This window comes from Rhodopirellula sp. UBA1907 (genome assembly GCF_002337565.1).
GTDB lineage: Bacteria > Planctomycetota > Planctomycetia > Pirellulales > Pirellulaceae > Rhodopirellula > Rhodopirellula europaea.
In genome coordinates this window covers 18,523-35,709 of record NZ_DDGH01000101.1, presented here as the reverse complement: position 1 = coordinate 35,709, position 17,187 = coordinate 18,523, and the positions used below count along the sequence as shown (strand labels likewise).

General features: G+C 55.1%; 13 protein-coding genes. 3 read left to right on the top strand and 10 right to left on the bottom strand.

Translation table 11 applies throughout. The features are described from left to right. Positions 1 to 259: hypothetical protein (locus B2R17_RS25035; protein ID WP_286766163.1), on the top strand; the 259-nt coding region annotated here is incomplete at its 5' end. Here the strand turns inward: B2R17_RS25035 and phoU are convergent. The 6 genes from phoU to B2R17_RS25005 form a co-directional block, all read right to left on the bottom strand. Beyond that, complete coding sequence (phoU, locus tag B2R17_RS25030; protein ID WP_037249523.1) at positions 253 to 942, bottom strand: phosphate signaling complex protein PhoU; 690 nt, start codon at positions 940 to 942, stop codon at positions 253 to 255. The genes B2R17_RS25035 and phoU overlap by 7 nt on opposite strands. Before the next feature lie 76 nt (positions 943 to 1,018). After that, positions 1,019 to 1,837 (bottom strand): phosphate ABC transporter ATP-binding protein PstB, encoded by an 819-nt coding sequence (pstB, locus tag B2R17_RS25025; protein WP_286766162.1) that lies wholly within the window; start codon positions 1,835 to 1,837, stop codon positions 1,019 to 1,021. A 39-nt stretch (positions 1,838 to 1,876) separates the two neighbouring features. Next, complete coding sequence (locus B2R17_RS25020) at positions 1,877 to 3,145, bottom strand: PstA family ABC transporter permease (protein ID WP_008663068.1); 1,269 nt, start codon at positions 3,143 to 3,145, stop codon at positions 1,877 to 1,879. A 34-nt stretch (positions 3,146 to 3,179) separates the two neighbouring features. Next, positions 3,180 to 4,127, bottom strand: coding sequence for a phosphate ABC transporter permease subunit PstC (gene pstC / locus B2R17_RS25015; protein ID WP_008663070.1), 948 nt, complete (start codon positions 4,125 to 4,127; stop codon positions 3,180 to 3,182). Between the two features lie 112 nt (positions 4,128 to 4,239). Next, on the bottom strand, positions 4,240 to 5,298 hold the full coding sequence (locus tag B2R17_RS25010) for a PstS family phosphate ABC transporter substrate-binding protein (RefSeq protein WP_008663071.1): 1,059 nt from the start codon (positions 5,296 to 5,298) through the stop codon (positions 4,240 to 4,242). A 498-nt stretch (positions 5,299 to 5,796) separates the two neighbouring features. After that, entirely contained in the window at positions 5,797 to 7,713 is a 1,917-nt protein-coding gene (locus tag B2R17_RS25005; protein WP_286766161.1) for a carbon starvation CstA family protein, read from the bottom strand. A 410-nt stretch (positions 7,714 to 8,123) separates the two neighbouring features. Between B2R17_RS25005 and B2R17_RS25000 the strand changes: the two genes are divergently transcribed. Next, positions 8,124 to 9,257, top strand: coding sequence for a thioredoxin-disulfide reductase (locus tag B2R17_RS25000; RefSeq protein ID WP_008663077.1), 1,134 nt, complete (start codon positions 8,124 to 8,126; stop codon positions 9,255 to 9,257). A gap of 78 nt (positions 9,258 to 9,335) precedes the next feature. On the opposite strand, the gene B2R17_RS24995 is transcribed toward B2R17_RS25000, so the two are convergent. From B2R17_RS24995 to B2R17_RS24980, 4 genes are all read right to left on the bottom strand, one after another. Beyond that, complete coding sequence (locus tag B2R17_RS24995; RefSeq protein WP_008663079.1) at positions 9,336 to 10,553, bottom strand: sialate O-acetylesterase; 1,218 nt, start codon at positions 10,551 to 10,553, stop codon at positions 9,336 to 9,338. 63 nt (positions 10,554 to 10,616) lie between these two features. Then, positions 10,617 to 12,098, bottom strand: a complete 1,482-nt coding sequence (locus tag B2R17_RS24990; RefSeq protein WP_286766160.1) for a DUF1501 domain-containing protein — start codon at positions 12,096 to 12,098, stop codon at positions 10,617 to 10,619. Continuing rightward, complete coding sequence (locus B2R17_RS24985) at positions 12,095 to 15,271, bottom strand: DUF1553 domain-containing protein (RefSeq protein WP_286766159.1); 3,177 nt, start codon at positions 15,269 to 15,271, stop codon at positions 12,095 to 12,097. Before B2R17_RS24985 ends, B2R17_RS24990 begins: the two co-directional genes overlap by 4 nt. A gap of 89 nt (positions 15,272 to 15,360) precedes the next feature. Beyond that, positions 15,361 to 16,059 carry an ABC transporter ATP-binding protein gene (locus B2R17_RS24980; protein ID WP_286766158.1) on the bottom strand — a complete coding sequence of 233 codons (699 nt, stop codon included), beginning with the start codon at positions 16,057 to 16,059 and terminating at the stop codon, positions 15,361 to 15,363. 296 nt (positions 16,060 to 16,355) lie between these two features. On the opposite strand from B2R17_RS24980, the gene B2R17_RS24975 reads away from it, so the two are divergent. Then, on the top strand, positions 16,356 to 17,150 hold the full coding sequence (locus tag B2R17_RS24975; protein ID WP_339887672.1) for an NIPSNAP family protein: 795 nt from the start codon (positions 16,356 to 16,358) through the stop codon (positions 17,148 to 17,150). Positions 17,151 to 17,187 lie beyond the last annotated feature (37 nt).

The following is a 17,187-nucleotide window of genomic DNA, read 5'->3' as shown; positions in this document are numbered from 1 at the left end:
AATGGCGATCAGAATCATGATTCTGATCGCCATTCTGCTGGCGGTTGTCTTGCCGGCATTGACCCTGCTTATCGACAAGAAACTCAAGCAACAACGAGAACGCTGGGAAGAGAAGCGGCAACGTCTTTTGGCGATCGGCGAGGACGACGATGAATCGTCGCCCACGCAATCACTCAAGCGCGACGAACTTCCGCCGGCAAACGGCGGAGACCTGCAGAAACCTTACGAATCCGGCAACCCATACCAGCCACCTCAGTGAGCTTTGCCTTCTTCCAGGTGGTGTTTGTGACGGATGATATCGCCGCTGACCATGTAAATGGTTTCTTCCGCGACGTTGGTGGCCATGTCGGCAATTCGCTCGATGTGGCGAGTGGCACTGAAGCAATGAACAGCGGGCTCAATCCAGTCCGTGTCGGTTTTCATCATCGATTGCAGTTCTTCGATCAACTCGACATTCAAACGATCCACCTCGTCGTCGCGAGAAATCACTTCGCGAGCGAGCTCCGCATCTTGCTCGATGAAGGAATCCAGCGCGGAACGAACCATTTCCAGAGTGATTGTCACCATTTGGTTGATGTCGTCCGGCACTTTGAACAGCGGAAACAAATCCAATGACTTGCTCCGTTCTGCGATGTTGCAAGCCAGATCGGCCATGCGTTCCAAATCACCATTGAGCTTGATCGCGGACACCATCCAGCGAAGATCAATCGCGACAGGTTGATAGAGCGCCAACAACTTCAAGCACTCTTCTTCGATCCGAATGTCTTTCGCATCGACCTTGTCGTCGGTTTCGATCACTTGAACAGCCATGTCGGGACGGCGTTCAACAAGTGCCCGAACTGACATATTGATCATCTGCTCGACGACGCCAAATTGCTCCACCAAGTCGGTGCGGAGATCCTGAACGGCTCGATGAAGATGCTTGCTCATGCGTGATTCCAAAGCTGCCGCTCGGCGAACATGATCGGCCAAGGGCTATGAATGATTGGTGATGGTCTGCCACAGGACGTGAGGCGGATCAACCGAAACGACCGCGAACATAGTCGTCGGTTCGCTTTTCCTGGGGCTTGGTGAAGACATCCTGCGTGGACCCCGATTCGACCAACTTTCCTTCGAAAAAGAAAGCCGTCCGGTCGCTGCAGCGGCTTGCTTGCTGCATGTTGTGGGTCACCATCACGATCGTGTACTGCTCTCGCAACTCATAGATCAAGTCTTCGATCGCCAACGTGCTGGCGGGATCCAGTGCGCTACACGGCTCGTCCATCAAGAGAACTTCCGGACCAACCGCGATCGCACGAGCGATACACAGCCGCTGTTGTTGACCACCGGACAACCCCAGTGCGGGTGCGTGAAGCCGGTCTTTCACTTCATCCCAAACCGCCGCTTTGCGAAGCGACCATTCAACCAACTCATCCAGCTCAGCACGACTGAGATAGAGGTGCAACTTGGGGCCAAACGCAACGTTGTCGTAAATGGATTTCGGAAACGGGTTGGGCTTTTGAAACACCATCCCGACGCGACGACGAAGGTTCACAACGTCAGTCGTTTGTGCCAGCACATCCAACTCATCAATCATCAGAGTCCCACGACTATTCGCCGAGGGAACGATGTCGTTCATTCGATTGATCCATCGCAACAACGTGCTCTTGCCACAACCACTGGGACCGATGAACGCGGTCACCTGATTGCGAGGCACGTCGAGAGAAAGGTTGTGAATCGCCTGAAACGACCCGTACCAGGCATTGAAATTTGCAATGCGAATGCAGACTTCCGGCGTCACCTCCGCTTGCGCGGGTGAATCCGATTGGGGAGTCGCCGATCGAGAGACTTCAGACATCGTGGAGATATTCGCGTTTAGAGCTTTCATTGGACCGTTTTATCCCACCCGCATTTTTTGTCGAAGGTAAATCGCTGCTGAGTTCATCAGCAACAACACGGCGAGCAAGACGATAATCGCCGCTGCAGCGAGTTCTTGATAAGCAGCTTGTTGACGGCCGGCCCAATTAAAAATCAACACCGGCATCGTAACCACATTATCCATCAAATTCTGGGGCCCGGAATTCTTTGCCACTGCGGCACCGAGCACCACCAAGATTGGTGCCGCTTCACCAATCGCGCGGCCCATCGCCAAAATGGCACCCGTCATGATACCCGGCATGGCCGCCGGTAGCGAAACATGCCGAACAGTTTGCCACTTGGTGGATCCCAATCCAAACGAGGCTTCCCGCAAACTGGGGGCGACTCCGCGTAGAGCTTCCTGGGATGCGATGATCACAATAGGCAAAATAACCAGGGAGAGCGTCAAACCTGCCGCCAGGAAGCTTTTGCCAAACGGCAACCTCAGGTAGTACCACTCCGTTTCGGAATAAGCGCCACCGCCTTGGCCCTTCCGAACGGTTCGCTTCCGAACCTCCGGGTCACTCGGTTTGGGCTGGCCCGATGCGGGATCCCAAATCGCCAACTCGAACGTCTCTCCGTCACGAGAAACCGCTTGAGTGGGCTCATCAATTTTAATGGTTTTTTCCGACTCGTCTTCTTGGGGAATCAGAACCGTGTGCCCGCCCCCCGCAAGCGAGAGAACCTGGTAGTAGTGGCTGACTCCGAACAATTCAGTCCCGCTGGATTCATTGACCTGAATCCGACCGAAGACATTGAACATGAAGACAAACAAACTCAGACCGAGCAATCCATAAACGATGGATGGAACACCGGCGAGGTTGGAAATATTCAATTGAATGAAGCTGTGCAGCATTCGCAGCGGCTTACTGGCCGGCTTGAACTCTTCCAAGAAAATCGCGGTGCCAATTCCCAGCGGCAGGGCGGACGCAGCACAAATGCCGCAGATGAAGACCGACCCGATGATCGAAGGCCACATCCCAGACGATTCAGGATTGAGTTCGCTGTGTGAGTTCTGAAGCAAATCCCAGGTCAATCGCGAATGACCTTGCCATCCGATGGAGACTAAAAGGACTCCCAAAACCACAACGCTGAGACCAGAGATCAAAACGCAGAGCAGATAGAACAACCGACTGTATAGTTTGCGTCGGCTTGAGTTATCAGTCGATACCGCGTAGCCGCCGCCCGGATACCCGGAGGTCGCCGGCGGGTCACTGTCGTCGACCAGTGCGTTGATATCAGTCGCCATGAAACTTGTATCTGTGAGTAAAAGCGGGAGTGACTCAGGAGTAAACTTCTTGGTAGCGACGGCGAATCAATTGGCCGACCAACGTCATCCCGAAAGTGATCACAAACAGCGTCATTGCGACCGCATACAAACTGAAATATTGAACGGTCCCGTACTCGTTCTCACTCTTGATCATCTCAACGATGAAGCCTGTCATCGTTTGAGACTGCTCACGTGGGTCAGCTGTAAAAGTGGCTCGCGTTCCCGCTGCCAACGCCACCACCATCGTTTCGCCAATCGCCCGGCTGAATGCCAGCAAGAAGGCGGAGATGATCCCCGAAAGTGCTCCAGGCACGACCACCTTGACGGCGGTTTCAAACGGAGTGCATCCCAATCCATACGCCCCTTCACGAAGAGCTCGTGGCACGGCGTGCAAAGCGTCTTCGGACAGACTACTCACCATTGGCAAACAAAGGATGCCAACTGCGATTCCGGCACTGGTGGCATTGAAAGTGTCAAATCCACCACCGGAGAAAAATTGCAGCGATGGGCTGACGACCAACACTGCGAAATAGCCGAGAACCACCGTGGGAATCCCCGCGATGACCTCAAGCGTCGGCTTTAAAATCGCTCGAACACGATTGGAAGCAAACTCGGACAAAAAGATTGCTGTGATCAGACCGCAGGGCAATGCGATGCACATTGCAATGACCGTGACGCGCAGGGTTCCCGACAACAATGGCCAGATCCCGAACTCCGCTTTCTCAATGTCTTTGCTTTGAAGAGCCGTCCACTCGGTTCCGGTGAGGAACTCACTGAGAGAGACGTACTTGCTCTGGATGAAATTCCAGCTCTCACCAATCAGCATCACGATGATGCCCAGGGTGATCCCGATGGTCATGAGTGCGCAAAGTGCGAGCAAAGCCACCATGACCTTCTCTTGCACCACACCAATTCCCGTCGAACGAAACTTCTTGTTGACGAGCGCGGCTGGACGATTCAAAGCAGTCTTCCCGATCCACCACCCTGCTTGGATCGCAGGGCAGCCCTAAGAAAAGCATTCGCCGCCAGGGAAGCGGCGAACAAAAAGATCTAGAAACAAGTGAAACCAATGTTTACTTGACGAGATTCTCTTCAACGAACAAATCGGTCAATGCACCGCTACGGCTTTCTCCCGACTCGTCGACAAAGTGGGTGCCGGTTTTGACAGCGTCCAAGTTAGCTTGAGCCTTTGCCATCACAGCTTCAGGCAAACGGACATAGCCAACCTTTTCACTGACTTCGGGGGTGTTGGCCACGAAGTACTCGACGAAGGTTTGAACTTCCGCACGATTCAGCGAGTCAGTGTTGACGTAGATGAACAAAGGACGGCTGAATGGAGCGTACTTGTTCGATGCAATGTTCTCAGTCGTTGGCTCGTAGGCAACTTCATCCTTTGGATTGACAACAGGAACGGAACGAAGCTTGTCCTTGTTCTCTTCGTAGTAGGCAACTCCGAAGAAGCCAATCGCGAATTTGTTGTCTGAAACGCCCTTGACCAAGATGTTGTCATCTTCGTTCAGGTTCATGTCGCCACGGAGTTCTTTCTTCGACTTCTTCGCCAATACTTCGTGGAAGTAATCGTAGGTTCCCGATCCCGTACCTGGGGAATAGATTTGAATTGCTTCTTCAGGCCAACTTGGATCCACATCGCTCCAGTTCTTCACTGCGTCGTCGCCGACGAACATCGACTTCAGTTGATCGACCGTCAGTTCTTTGACCCAGTCGTTTTGAGGGTTCACAACGATGGTCAAACCATCGTATGCGACGGGCAGCTCAACAAACTCAACGCCATTCTCTTTGCACTGTTCGAATTCGCCGCCTTTGATGGGACGCGAAGCATCGGAGATGTCAGTGCCCTTGTCGTAGAAGCTCTTGAATCCGTTTCCGGTCCCGTTGCCGCTGACGATGATGTCAACGTTGGGGTGTTCTTTGATGAAGCCTTCGCGGATGGCGTTGCTGATCGGCTGCACGGTGCTGCTGCCGTCGACTTTGATCGTGCCGACCAAGTTTGATTCAGCCGCTGGTGCCGATGAATCGGCGCCGGGCTCAGTGTTCGATGAAGACTTGTCACAGCCTGTCGAAACGACCGCGAGGGCGATCAAGCACGAGAAAGCGAAAGAGGAGAATTTCATTGTCGGATCGCCTGGATTTCTGGGACGATAGAGGGAGTGGGGAACGTCTGTTCGAAAAGGCACAAAATCCGTCTCTTGCAATCCTTTGATGCGGTTTGGTGCCCGCGCGGTGGAATTGTAATCCTCTTCCTCGGCTTGACAAACGCATCGGGCCAGTCGACGGAACAGCCCCTTCCACCCCCTAAAACACTGGGTTTTGCGGCATTGCCCCACCCTTAACACAGCGAACTCGCCAATTTGGGCCAAGAAGTCGTGTTGAAGATATTGTGAAGAAATTGGCCGTTGCTTCTCGAAAAGCTTCCGCAATCGGGAACCGCCCCCTAGACGTGCTACTTCGACACCGCTTTTGCGCAGCGGCAATTCGCAATCACGATGGTCCATTGAAGAACACTGCGCCTCAAAGCTCGCTGTATTTCGAGAGGTACAGCGTCGCAAAAGCTGGATCGCGGCAATGAAGCTCGGAACACCGTAAAGCAGCGTCCATGACGCTCGAGTCAATTACGGAGTCGCGAGAGGATCAGTGCTCGTCGGTTCGCCATTTGCCTTGGCTTCCTTCATCACTTCGGGCAAACGTCGCCATAGGGAAACCGCTTCGCCCACCATCCAAGCCTGCAGAATCAAAACCAAAGTTCCGAATCCGATCAGTACATAGTCTCGCTGCGGCCACCAGTTGTTGACCAAATCAAAGACCATTGCCCACGCCGGCAACAACAACATCATGCCCATTGGAATTGCTAGAACCGCGACAGGTCGACTGCGTCGCGCGAGATAAAAAACGGCGACCATCAAAGCCAAACCAGCCAAAAGCTGATTGGTTGCGCCAAACAACGGCCACAACATCAAGCCGCCTTTGCCGGGGCTATCGCCCGCGAAAACGGCGATGGCCATTCCGATGCCAACAGCGATCGTCGTTGCAACGTATTTGTTGGTACCAGCCTGCCAACCGGCCGATGAGGCGAGTTCACTGATCACATAACGCTGCAGACGAGTCGCAGTGTCCAAGGTTGTCGCGGCGAAACAGGCAACCATCACCGCCATGATCGCAACGCCGTATTTCAACGGGATACCGATTGCTGAAATGAAGTTGGCACCCCCGTCGATGAAAGCAGCCAGCTTTTTGTCGAGCCCTTGTCCCTTCCAACCACCACCCGCAGCTGCGGCAGCTCCTTCGGAGCCATCGGTGGTCGTTCGTCCGGTTCGGTAATAGGAACGCCATGCTGCCGAGCCATCCAATGCGGCTTCCTCCGCAGAAACTTCCGCCATCGCGACGGGTTCTTGGCGTGTGATCTCGATCGACCCAGATGACGTATCGCGAGTCAGCCGGCCCATGCCGACTCCCGCGCAACAGGCCAAGATCACCAACACGGCCAGCATGCCTTCGCCCAGCATGGAACCATATCCAATCATCTGAGCATCACGAGCGTTTTTGAGCTGCTTGCTCGTCGTACCGCTGCTGACCAAACAATGAAATCCGCTGCAAGCACCACATGCGATGGTAATGAACAAAAACGGCAACATTGGTGGCGCGTCCGCGGGCACTTGCTTGGCAATCGCGGGTGCTGCGGTGGCCAAGTTGGCTTGCCCGTTCAGCGAAGCAACTGCCAAACCAGCGACCAACAAAACCAAGGCCACACCCAACTGCAAACTGTTCAAGAAGTCACGGGGCTGAAGCAACAACCAAACCGGCAACACCGAAGCGAAAAAGGCATAAACGAGCAGGAACAAAGTCCAAACGACCACGGGGGTCATGTAAACCGCATCCGCGGGCAACACCTCTGCCAAATCCAACGGCAATGTCGTCGTGCCCAAATAAACGGTCAGATAGAGGATCCCCAGCCCGATCAAGCACGGCAGGACCAAATTGCCTCCGCGTCGAATCACCGCCCAACCGATGAACGCGGCCACCGGCATCGCGGTCCAGACGGACAAAACCGATTCGGGATACAGCTTGAAGATATTTGCAATCACCAACCCGAACACCGCCAGAACAATCGACAACGCCAGCGCCAGGACAATCAGGAACAGCACCTTCGCTCGTGGCGAAATCAATCGTCCCGCGGCTTGCCCAATCGACTCGCCTCGGTTTCGGATTGAAATCACCAACGCGGCCAGGTCGTGCACGCCGCCGATCAGAATGGAACCGAACACAACCCAAAGCAACGCCGGCAACCATCCCCAAAAAACCGCCAGCGCCGGGCCGACGATCGGGCCCGTCCCAGCGATGCTGGTGAAATGGTGGCCAAAAACGATCGACCGATTGGTCGGCACAAAATCGACGTCATCCCGCAGCGAAACGCTGGGCATCGGTTCGTCACCGCTCAGCCGAAACAACTTCGTGGCGAGATAGCGACCATAGGTGTGGTAGGCGACGACAAACGCGACCATCGAAAGGATCGCAATGACAAGAGTGCTCATACGGAGTAATCAGCCGGCTGGCAAAGGTGGGGATGAACGGCGGGAGCAGATGAGGGACGATGAGGACAAGTGGCGAGGGGAAAGCGACGAGGACTGATCGCGAGCAAACGGAGCTTACCGGCGGTGCAGGGCAGGAACTCGCCATTCTTCAGTAGGAAGGACGCGACTTTCACGACCTCCCGTTTTCGCGATTGGTCCGCGGATCGCAGTGAAGCGGCCAAACTGACCGAGACCCTTTGACGGAACCGATTCGCAAATCCCAATCGTTCCCGGCGGAATTCCTGCCACTGGCCGGTCGTCGATTCGAATTCGGCCCCTATAATACGCGAAACGTGTGGGCTCCGAACGATGCCGCAGGCCCAATCGAGACCATTTCGCTTTCGCGACCACTCACCTATCAAGACTGAATCATGAGCTCTGCTTCCAGCAACGGAAACGCCCCATCCAAAATCGAAAAGACGATCATCATCGGCAGTGGGCCGGCGGGTTGGTCGGCGGCCATCTATGCGGCTCGAGCGAACCTGGATCCCGTTCTTTACGAGGGCACGGTCAAGCCAGAAATGATTCCTTTGGGTCAGCTTGCCTACACCACCGAAATTGAAAACTTCGCCGGTTTTCCCGCCGGCAACGTCCGTGCGTTCGTGGAGTCCGCCGTCGACAAAGATCGACACTGGAACCTACCGATGGCTCCCGAAGGCCACGAAAAAGACGGCCAGCCACACTACGCCGTGCAAGGCGTCGAGTTGATGGAGCTGATGAAGCAACAAGCGTTGAATTTCGGCACACGAGTGGTTGGTGACGACATCGAACGCGTCGATTTCTCAGGACCACCGCACACGCTGTACCCAGCCTCGGGCGAGCCGGTCCAAGCTCACACGGTGATCATCGCCACCGGTGCCCGAGCCAACTACTTGGGTCTGCCAAGCGAAGAACTTTACAAGAACAAGGGCGTCAGCGCCTGTGCCGTTTGTGATGGTGCATTGCCTGTCTACCGCAGCAAACCATTGGCCGTTGTCGGCGGTGGCGACTCCGCGGTCGAAGAAGCCACCTACCTGGCCAACCTAAAAGGTGCCGACAAGATCTATTTGCTCGTGCGTCGCGACCAAATGCGGGCCAGCAAAGTCATGCAAGATCGTGCGATCAATCACCCCAACATCGAGATCCTTTGGAACACCGTCGTGGAAGAAGTCCTCGGCGATGAAAAGCTGGTCAACGGCTTGCGTCTGAAAGACACGGTCGATGGTTCGACCCGTGAACTAAAGGTTGGCGGTATGTTCGTCGCCATCGGCCACACACCCAACACTTCGTTCTTGGACGGTGCGGTCGAAATGAACAACGAAGGCTACATCCAGTGGACCAAGGCGTTCCGAACAAACACTTCCGTCAATGGTGTCTTCGCAGCTGGCGACGTCGCAGACGATTACTACCGTCAAGCGATCACCTCCGCCGGAACCGGATGCATGGCCGCTCTCGATGCGGAACGCTTCTTGGTCGAGCACGAAGAAACGACGGGAACAAGCGAAGCTCGTCCTTCGCTGACCTAAGACAGGAAAGAGAATTGAGCGGGCGAGTCCAGGACAACTGGACTCGTGTTGACCTCCGCGATCTCCTTCGTTCGCCGACTAGTTCGAACTGCCTTGCAACTCCAACATCGCCATCGCGAATGCTTCGCCGATTTGGGCCATCGTTTTTCCGCAGCCCAGATAGTGGTACCCGGCGTTCGATGCGCCTCGTTTCCACAACGCGAGTTCCTCTTCTGAAATCAACTCGCGTTCAAACTCCCGCATGAACTCGGCTTGCTGTTCTTTGGACATCGAGCCGTCGTGATTCTCATGCCCCCGCTGCTTCGTTCGCAATTGATACGACTTCTGCCGCACCTCCCCGAACTTGCTCGCGATGGCTCCCAGCTTGTCGTCCCAATAAGGCCCCGTGGGCACCGCGACCACATTGCCGCGGAATTCATCGAGCTTCGCCGGCGCTGCCATCGCATCTCGGAATTGCTGATGATCGGGACTCGGGTGCTCACCATCGACTCCCATCACGCCAATCACAAACGGCAACTCCGCAGCGTCCAGATCCGATCGCACGTCACGAATGAAGTCCGCCATCCATTCGGAATATTTCGCGAATCGGTTCTGCTTGGCATCGGCGGGTAGTCGCGGATAAACATCCCGATTGACGACGTCATTCCAACCTTGGAACCAAACAAATCCCGCTAGTTCGTAGCCCTGTTCGGATTGGTAGGAAGGCACGACCCGATCGAGGTCATTGAGCACCGATTTCACATGATCAACCATCAACCGATAGTATTTTCCTGAATGCTTCTCGCCGTTGCGATCTCGCTCGATGTCGTTTTGGGTTCTCGCGTAGACGCCAGCACTCGGTGGACGAAAATCGTAGAACAATGACTTGCCGCCCCACGCCGTTTTGATCAACAGGATCGGGGCTTCGGTGTTTTCTTCCAGCGTCAATCCAAACGTGAACTCGGGCCCAATCTTGCCGCCGTCTTCACTTGGTGTTGGTCGCGAGCCGTAGCCGGCGGTCAGCTTGCCAACGCCTTCTCCGTTGTTCTCACCTCGACCGGTCAAGTAAGAGATGGAAACTCGATCGCAAACGCGGAAAGATCCGTCCTCGTTTCGCATTCGATTGAGCAACGCCTCGCAATTCGGGTCATCGCTCATGTAGTCAATCGTTTCGACCTTGGCGTGACCTTCCATGTTGGACTGTCCGGCCAGAATATAAATTTGCAGAGGCTTGGGGGATTCCGAATCAGACGGTGTCTCAGCGCGAGATGAGACCGCGACCAGCAAGCAACCCAACAGACAAACACAACGCAACATCGATACAGCCTCAACAGAAAGCGAAAGATTGATGAGGCGATCGCACCGACGACGTTCACCCGGTCATGCCAGGATGTCGTGCACAACTTCACCGTGCACATCGGTCAAACGGAATTGGCGTCCCTGGTATCGGAACGTCAGACGCTCGTGGTCGACTCCTAGCAAGTGCATGATAGTCGCGTGCAAGTCGTGAATGTGCACGGGATCTTCCGTCAGGTTGTAACCAAAGTCATCTGTTGCACCGTGCACAATCCCCGGCTTCACCCCTCCGCCGGCCATCCACAAACTGAAACACCGCGGGTGGTGATCACGGCCGAAACTGTTTTCCGTCAGTTTGCCCTGACAATAGTTTGTGCGTCCGAACTCGCCGCCCCAGATGACCAGTGTGTCTTCCAGCATTCCCAATCGTTTCAAATCCTGAACCAAAGCCGCAGACGCTTGATCGGTCGCCTTGCATTGATTGGGCAATCCCTTAGGCAATCCGCCGTGGTGATCCCATCCCTTGTGGTAAAGCTGGATGAAACGCGCGCCGCGCTGAGCCAATCGCCGGGCCATCAAACAATTCGCGGCGAACGAACCGGGGTTTTTGGAATCTTTGCCGTACAGTTCGAAAACCTCTTCGGGTTCGTCAGCAAAGTCGGTGGCTTCGGGAATCGAAGACTGCATCGCAAACGCCATTTCGTACTGGGCAATGCGAGCCTCGACCAATGGATCCGCTTGGGTCGCCAATTGCATTTGATGCAACTTTGAAAGAGCATCCATCGCCGAGCGTCGACTCTTTGAATCGATGCCCTGTGGGTTGCTCAAGTATAAGACTGGATCGGCACCACTACGGAATTGAACGCCCTGGTGCTCGCTGGGCAGGAAACCGTTGCCCCAAAATCGTGACACCAATGGCTGGCCACTGTTTTGGTTCTTGGTCGTCATCACCACAAACGCGGGCAGGTTTTCGTTCTCGCTGCCCAAACCGTAGTCCACCCAAGCACCCATGCTGGGTCGCCCAGGGAACATGCTTCCCGTTTGCATGAACGTGACCGCGGGGCCGTGGTTGATCGCCTCGGTGTACATCGACCGAACGACGCAAATGTCGTCCGCGATTTTAGATGTGTAGGGCAGTTGGTCACTCATCCAAGTGCCAGACTCGCCATGCTGCTTGAATTCAAAAGGCGAGCCCACCAGCGGCAAACTGGATTGATTGCCGCTCATCCCGGTCAAACGCTGGCCACCGCGAATTTCGTCGGGCAGTTCCGTACCGTGTTTTTGATTCAGCAAAGGTTTGTAATCAAACAAATCCAACTGTGACGGCGCACCGGACTGGAACAAAAAGATCACCCGCTTGGCTTTCGCGGCGTGATGCAACGTCCCCATCGACCCCGGAACGGGCGTCCCCTCACCATGCGCATCCGCTGAATTCGCGAAGGCACTGGATTCGCCCAGACTGCTGGCGAGCAACTCCCCAAGAGCCATGCCGCCGAATCCATAAGCGGAATTCTGAAGCAGAGCACGACGATTGATTGAAATCGGATTCAGTGCGGATTCGTTCATCGTTTCACCAGACAGAGATCAAAGTTCAGCAACGTTCCTACCACAACCGTCATCGCTGCCACGCGGTTGGCGTCCAGAGAAGCATCCGGCTCGGCATCGCCGATCGAGAGAAATTCGCTCGTTGCTGATTCATGAGTTTGAAAGTAGTTGAGTTGCTCGTCGTACAAATCGACCAGCACACTCAGGTGGTCTTGCGTTGGACGCCGGCTCGTTGTGACACGGAATGCATCACGAAGCACCGTCTTCACGTCTTGGGAGGATGCTTCCCGAACCAATCGTTCCGCTAAACCGCGAGAGGCCTCGATCGTTTGCGGGCCGTTGAGCATCACGAACGCCTGCAGTGGCGACGCGGTTCGTTCACGCTGAACACGACAAACATCTCGCTTGGCAGCATCCAATGTTGTCATCACCGGAGCGGGGCTGGTGCGTTTCCAATACGTGTACAAACTCCGCCGGTACAAACCCTCGCCTTTGTCGCGATCGGTGGGCTTGAACGACACTTCCACTTCGTATGGTTTCGCTGGCGGTCCGCCCATCGTTCGAACCAAGCGTCCGCCGGCGGCGAGTGCTTGGTCACGCAACATTTCGGCGGGCAATCGATAAGTCGGAAAGTGCGACAGCAGCCGATTGGACGGATCAACCAATGCGAGTTTGTCTTGTGTCGAGACACTGCTTCGACCATAGGCATCTGAGAGCATGATCTGCTTCATCATTCGCTTCAGGTCCCAGCCATTGTCTGTTAGATCCAAAGCCAACCAATCCAGCAATTCTGGATGCGTCGGCGGCATCCCCTGGCTTCCAAAATCTTCGGGCGTGCGGACCAGACCCTGGCCAAAACAGATTTGCCACAATCGGTTCACTGCGACTCGTGACGTCAGCGGATGCCCTCGGTCACACAACCATTTGGCCAACGTCAATCGGTTCGGTCTGGATGAGCCGTCCGAGTTCATCGGCGGCAAGAAGTCAGGCGTGCCTGGCTGGACGACTTGTTGTGGACTGTCGTAGACGCCGCGGGCGAGCAAGTGAGTGGGCCGTTGCTCAGGCAACTCACGCATCACCATGATTTCATCGAGCGAATCTTCCAACTTGCACTTCGCAACGCGAGCCTCGCGCAACTTGGCTCGAGCCGAGGCGACTTCTTCGTCCCAACGCTCTAAGGCATGGTCGATCAACTGATCCCGATCCCAGTCCGATTCGGTGTCGAACTCATATTTATCGCGTGCGAGTTGCTGAATCTCCAAGTCGCTCAAGCGAACATCAAAGACGCGGAACTGGTCGACGGCCCCTTTCTTGAAACCACGATCTCGCATCCGTTCGCCGATGGTGATGTTGTCGCCACCACCGCCTTGGATTTGCTTGGTCAGGGTATCTCGAACAACGCTGGTTTCGACCGCTTTTCCGTTGACGTGGATTTTCAGCCCAGATGCTGAACTGGATCCTTCGGTTGTGGCCGTGACATGCACCCACTCACCAACGGGAATAGCTTCGTTCGTCACAACGCTGATCGCATTGCCCGGCCAAAAGTGAATCTGCGACCACTGAAGTTTTCCATCCAAGATCAGCAATTCATAACCACGACTGGCGGCGTCGGTCCAAGCTCTCGAACGATGCCAGACGACGGCGCGTTCCTTGAGGTCGGGAGTCTTCATCCAAAGGGAAACCGAAAACGGTTGGGAACGATCAAAGTTCCCCACTTCGGTCGCAACGGCGTCATCGCCGGTCAATTGCCAAGCCTTCCCGACTTTGCCTTCGACTGACTGGTTGGGCGATTTGGGTTCGTCTTCGAAATCCAGTGAGGCGACAGGCTTCGCCAAACGATGTTCTGGCAATGAATCGATCGAAGTTAAATTGGTCTGATTCAACTGTTCAGACCAATGATCACGTCGCTCTTGGATCGTTGTTCGAAGCCGTTGTTCCGCGACGGCAATGTCGCTTTGCAACTGCTTCAACCGGCGTTCCTCTTCTTCGGTCGGCAACGGCAATGTGGGCGTTGGAACCGATGGCGTGAAATACGAATACAACCCGGCTTCGTCAATGTTGTCGAAGAACGCATTCAGTTGGAAATAATTCTCTTGGCTGATCGGATCGTATTTGTGGTTGTGACATCGGCAACATTCATACGTCAGTCCCATCATCGCAGTCGCAACGGTCTGAGCTCGGTCGGCAACATACTCAATGCGAAACTCTTCCGGCACGCTTCCGCCTTCGACCTTCTGTGGATGCAAACGATTGAACGTGGTCGCCAAGATCTGTTCGCGGGTCGCACCCGGCAACAAATCGCCCGCCAATTGCTGCGTCACAAATTCGTCGTAAGGCATGTTGTCGTTGAACGCGTTGGTCACCCAATCTCGCCATGGCCAGACAAAGCGATCACGATCGACTTGATACCCATATGTGTCGCTGTACCGTGCGGCGTCGAGCCAATCGGTCGCCATGCGTTCGCCGTATTCGGGACGCGCGAGCAATCGATCGATCACGCGGACCTTGGCCATCGGACTGTCATCCGCCAAGAACGCGTCCATCTCCGAAAGCGTCGGCGGAATGCCTATCAAGTCAAACGTTACCCGGCGCAACCAAGTTTCTCGGTCGGCTTCACCTTCGGGCTGCAACCCAGCCTTGGTCAACGCGAGATTGAGGAACCGATCGATCTCGTTCGCTCCAGCCGATGACTGCTCGCCGAGTGCGTCTTCATCTGGAACATCGACGTCCGCCGGTGAGATGAACGACCAATGGCTTTGATAGTGAGCACCTTGTTCGATCCAACGACGCACGAGTTCGGTTTGCTCGGGTGTCACTTTGCGTTCCGAATCCGGCGGCGGCATCAACATGTCCGGATCATCAGACACCATTCGCAACCAGACTTCACTGGCTTCCCAATCGCCTTCGACAATCGCCCAGTCCTTGGCCCCTTCTTCGGTATCCAAGTGCAAACCAGCTTCACGGTTTTCGTCGTCTGGTCCGTGACAGTGAAAGCAATTCTCAGACAAGATTGGACGGATGTCGCGATTGAACTGGATCGCATCTTCCGGTTCGCTCGCGTCGTCAGCGTTCGCAAACGGAACCAGCGCAACGACGCAGATCACGGACACAATCCAATTCCACGAACCAAGCTTTCGCTGATTCAGATTGCGTTTTCCGTCGCGGGTCAAGAACAAAGTCGATAGATCACGCATCGCGTGCCGTGGCTTTTGTGTTGGGAAGGTTTGAAGATGGCTGTACGAAGGAACAGACCGCAAGGGTCTGCTAAAGCACACACCACATCTTAGACGGTCCGCAACATTCCGTCACATATATAGACTACCCGGTCAGCACGCTCTGCCACGCGTTCATCATGAGTCACCACGACGAGTGTGGAGTTTTCTTCTTTGCGGATTTCATCGAGCAAATCCATCACCTCGTTCCCACGCTCGGTATCAAGTGCACCGGTGGGCTCATCGGCCAAGATCAATGGCGGGTTCCCCGCAATCGCTCGCGCGATGGCAACACGTTGTCTTTGCCCGATCGAAAGCTTGTCGGCGCGATGGTTCACTCGATCGCCGAGTCCAACTCTTTCTAACAAACGGATCGCTTCGGCTTTTCGTTGCGACACGTTGGGGTGCGTGTCGAACATTGTCAGTTGCACGTTCTCTTGAGCGGTCAGATTGGGCAACAAATGATACGACTGAAAGATGAATCCGATCTCATGAGCTCGAAACCGGTCCAGACTGGGTTGTTGCGACAACGGTTTGCCTTCAAACCAAACCTCACCCCGAGTTGGCTCATCCAAAGCCCCCAACATGTTCAGCAAAGTCGACTTCCCACCTCCGCTGGGCCCGACGACGGCCACAAATTCGGCGGACGCGATTGATAAACTGACATTCACCAATGCGTCGACATCGCCGTCCGCGTAGTGCTTGCTGACACCCCGCAACTCGAGCAACGGTGGGGCGTCGGTCGCTGGCGTGCCGTCTGGATCCGTCAACAGTTTCGTTCCGCTGAATTGGAGTGAAGATACGTGGAGGGTCGATCGGCAAAGCCAACGCCCTCGTTGAAAATCGTATCACGCGAATCCGATGAGTGGACTCCCACGAAACCCGCTAATCAGCAAGGACGCAAATTAGCCGTGAAATTCGTTCGCCACCGACGGTGTGAATTCGACTCCACCGGCCGAGTTAAATCTGGTGCGGTCGGCTGTGTTAAATTGACGCTGGTTGCCGGACGCACTTCCGATTCGCCTGCTGCGTTCGTTCCTCCGGACAACGATCCTTCCCTCCCACTTTGAAGACACTTCCCATGAAACGATGGATGACATTCGGCTGGACCGCCGCTCTTTGCCTCACCGCTTGCTTGCAATCTGCCATGAGTTTTGCTGACGAATACTACGAAGTCCGCACGATTGTTTTGGGCGAAAAGGGCGATGCGGCGGCGATTGATCAGTATCTTGAAAAAGCACTGATTCCCGCATTGGAACGACAAAACATTGGCCCGGTCGGCGTCTTTGCCCCCAAAGAGAACTCCGAAACCAAAGCGGGATCGGTCTTTGTCATCATCCCGTTCACCGAACTTGGGCAGGTGGAAACGTCACGAGCCGCATTGGCCAAGGATTCGGAATATCAAAATGCCGCCGCGGATTACTTGGGCCGCGACGCGAAGTCGCCTCCTTATTCGCGAATCAGCAGCGAATTGCTCACCGCGATGGATTGCTGGCCCAAAACCGTCGTTCCTGACGGAACGCTGGAAAACGGCGAACGGGTGTACGAACTTCGCCTGTACGAAAGTGCCAACGAGCGACTGGGTGACCTGAAAGTCGAAATGTTCAACGCCGGCGAAGTGCCGATTTTTCTCGACAGCGGCATTCAGCCCATTTTCATCGGGCAAGCTCTGGTGGGACCGCAAATGCCTAGCTTGACCTACCTGACGGTGTACAAAAACGAAGCGGCCCGCGAAAAAGCTTGGGACGCATTCCGTGCCCACCCGGACTGGAAAGTGCTGAGCAAAAACCCTCGCTACGGTGGCACGGTCAGCCGGATCGACAAATTCGTACTCTCGGCGAAACCTTACTCGCAAATGTGACCCCAGCGAGGCTGTCCGAGGCGGCGGCCTGCCGGTA

Bases quoted from the DNA above. Each gene is read 5' to 3' on its own strand.
- pstB (WP_286766162.1), bottom strand. From the start codon at position 1,837: ATGTCTGAAGTCTCTCGATCGGCGACTCCCCAATCGGATTCACCCGCG.
- B2R17_RS25020 (WP_008663068.1), bottom strand. From the start codon at position 3,145: ATGGCGACTGATATCAACGCACTGGTCGACGACAGTGACCCGCCGGCG.
- B2R17_RS25010 (WP_008663071.1), bottom strand. From the start codon at position 5,298: ATGAAATTCTCCTCTTTCGCTTTCTCGTGCTTGATCGCCCTCGCGGTC.
- B2R17_RS25005 (WP_286766161.1), bottom strand. From the start codon at position 7,713: ATGAGCACTCTTGTCATTGCGATCCTTTCGATGGTCGCGTTTGTCGTC.
- B2R17_RS25000 (WP_008663077.1), top strand. From the start codon at position 8,124: ATGAGCTCTGCTTCCAGCAACGGAAACGCCCCATCCAAAATCGAAAAG.
- B2R17_RS24995 (WP_008663079.1), bottom strand. From the start codon at position 10,553: ATGTTGCGTTGTGTTTGTCTGTTGGGTTGCTTGCTGGTCGCGGTCTCA.
- B2R17_RS24990 (WP_286766160.1), bottom strand. From the start codon at position 12,098: ATGAACGAATCCGCACTGAATCCGATTTCAATCAATCGTCGTGCTCTG.
- B2R17_RS24985 (WP_286766159.1), bottom strand. From the start codon at position 15,271: ATGCGTGATCTATCGACTTTGTTCTTGACCCGCGACGGAAAACGCAAT.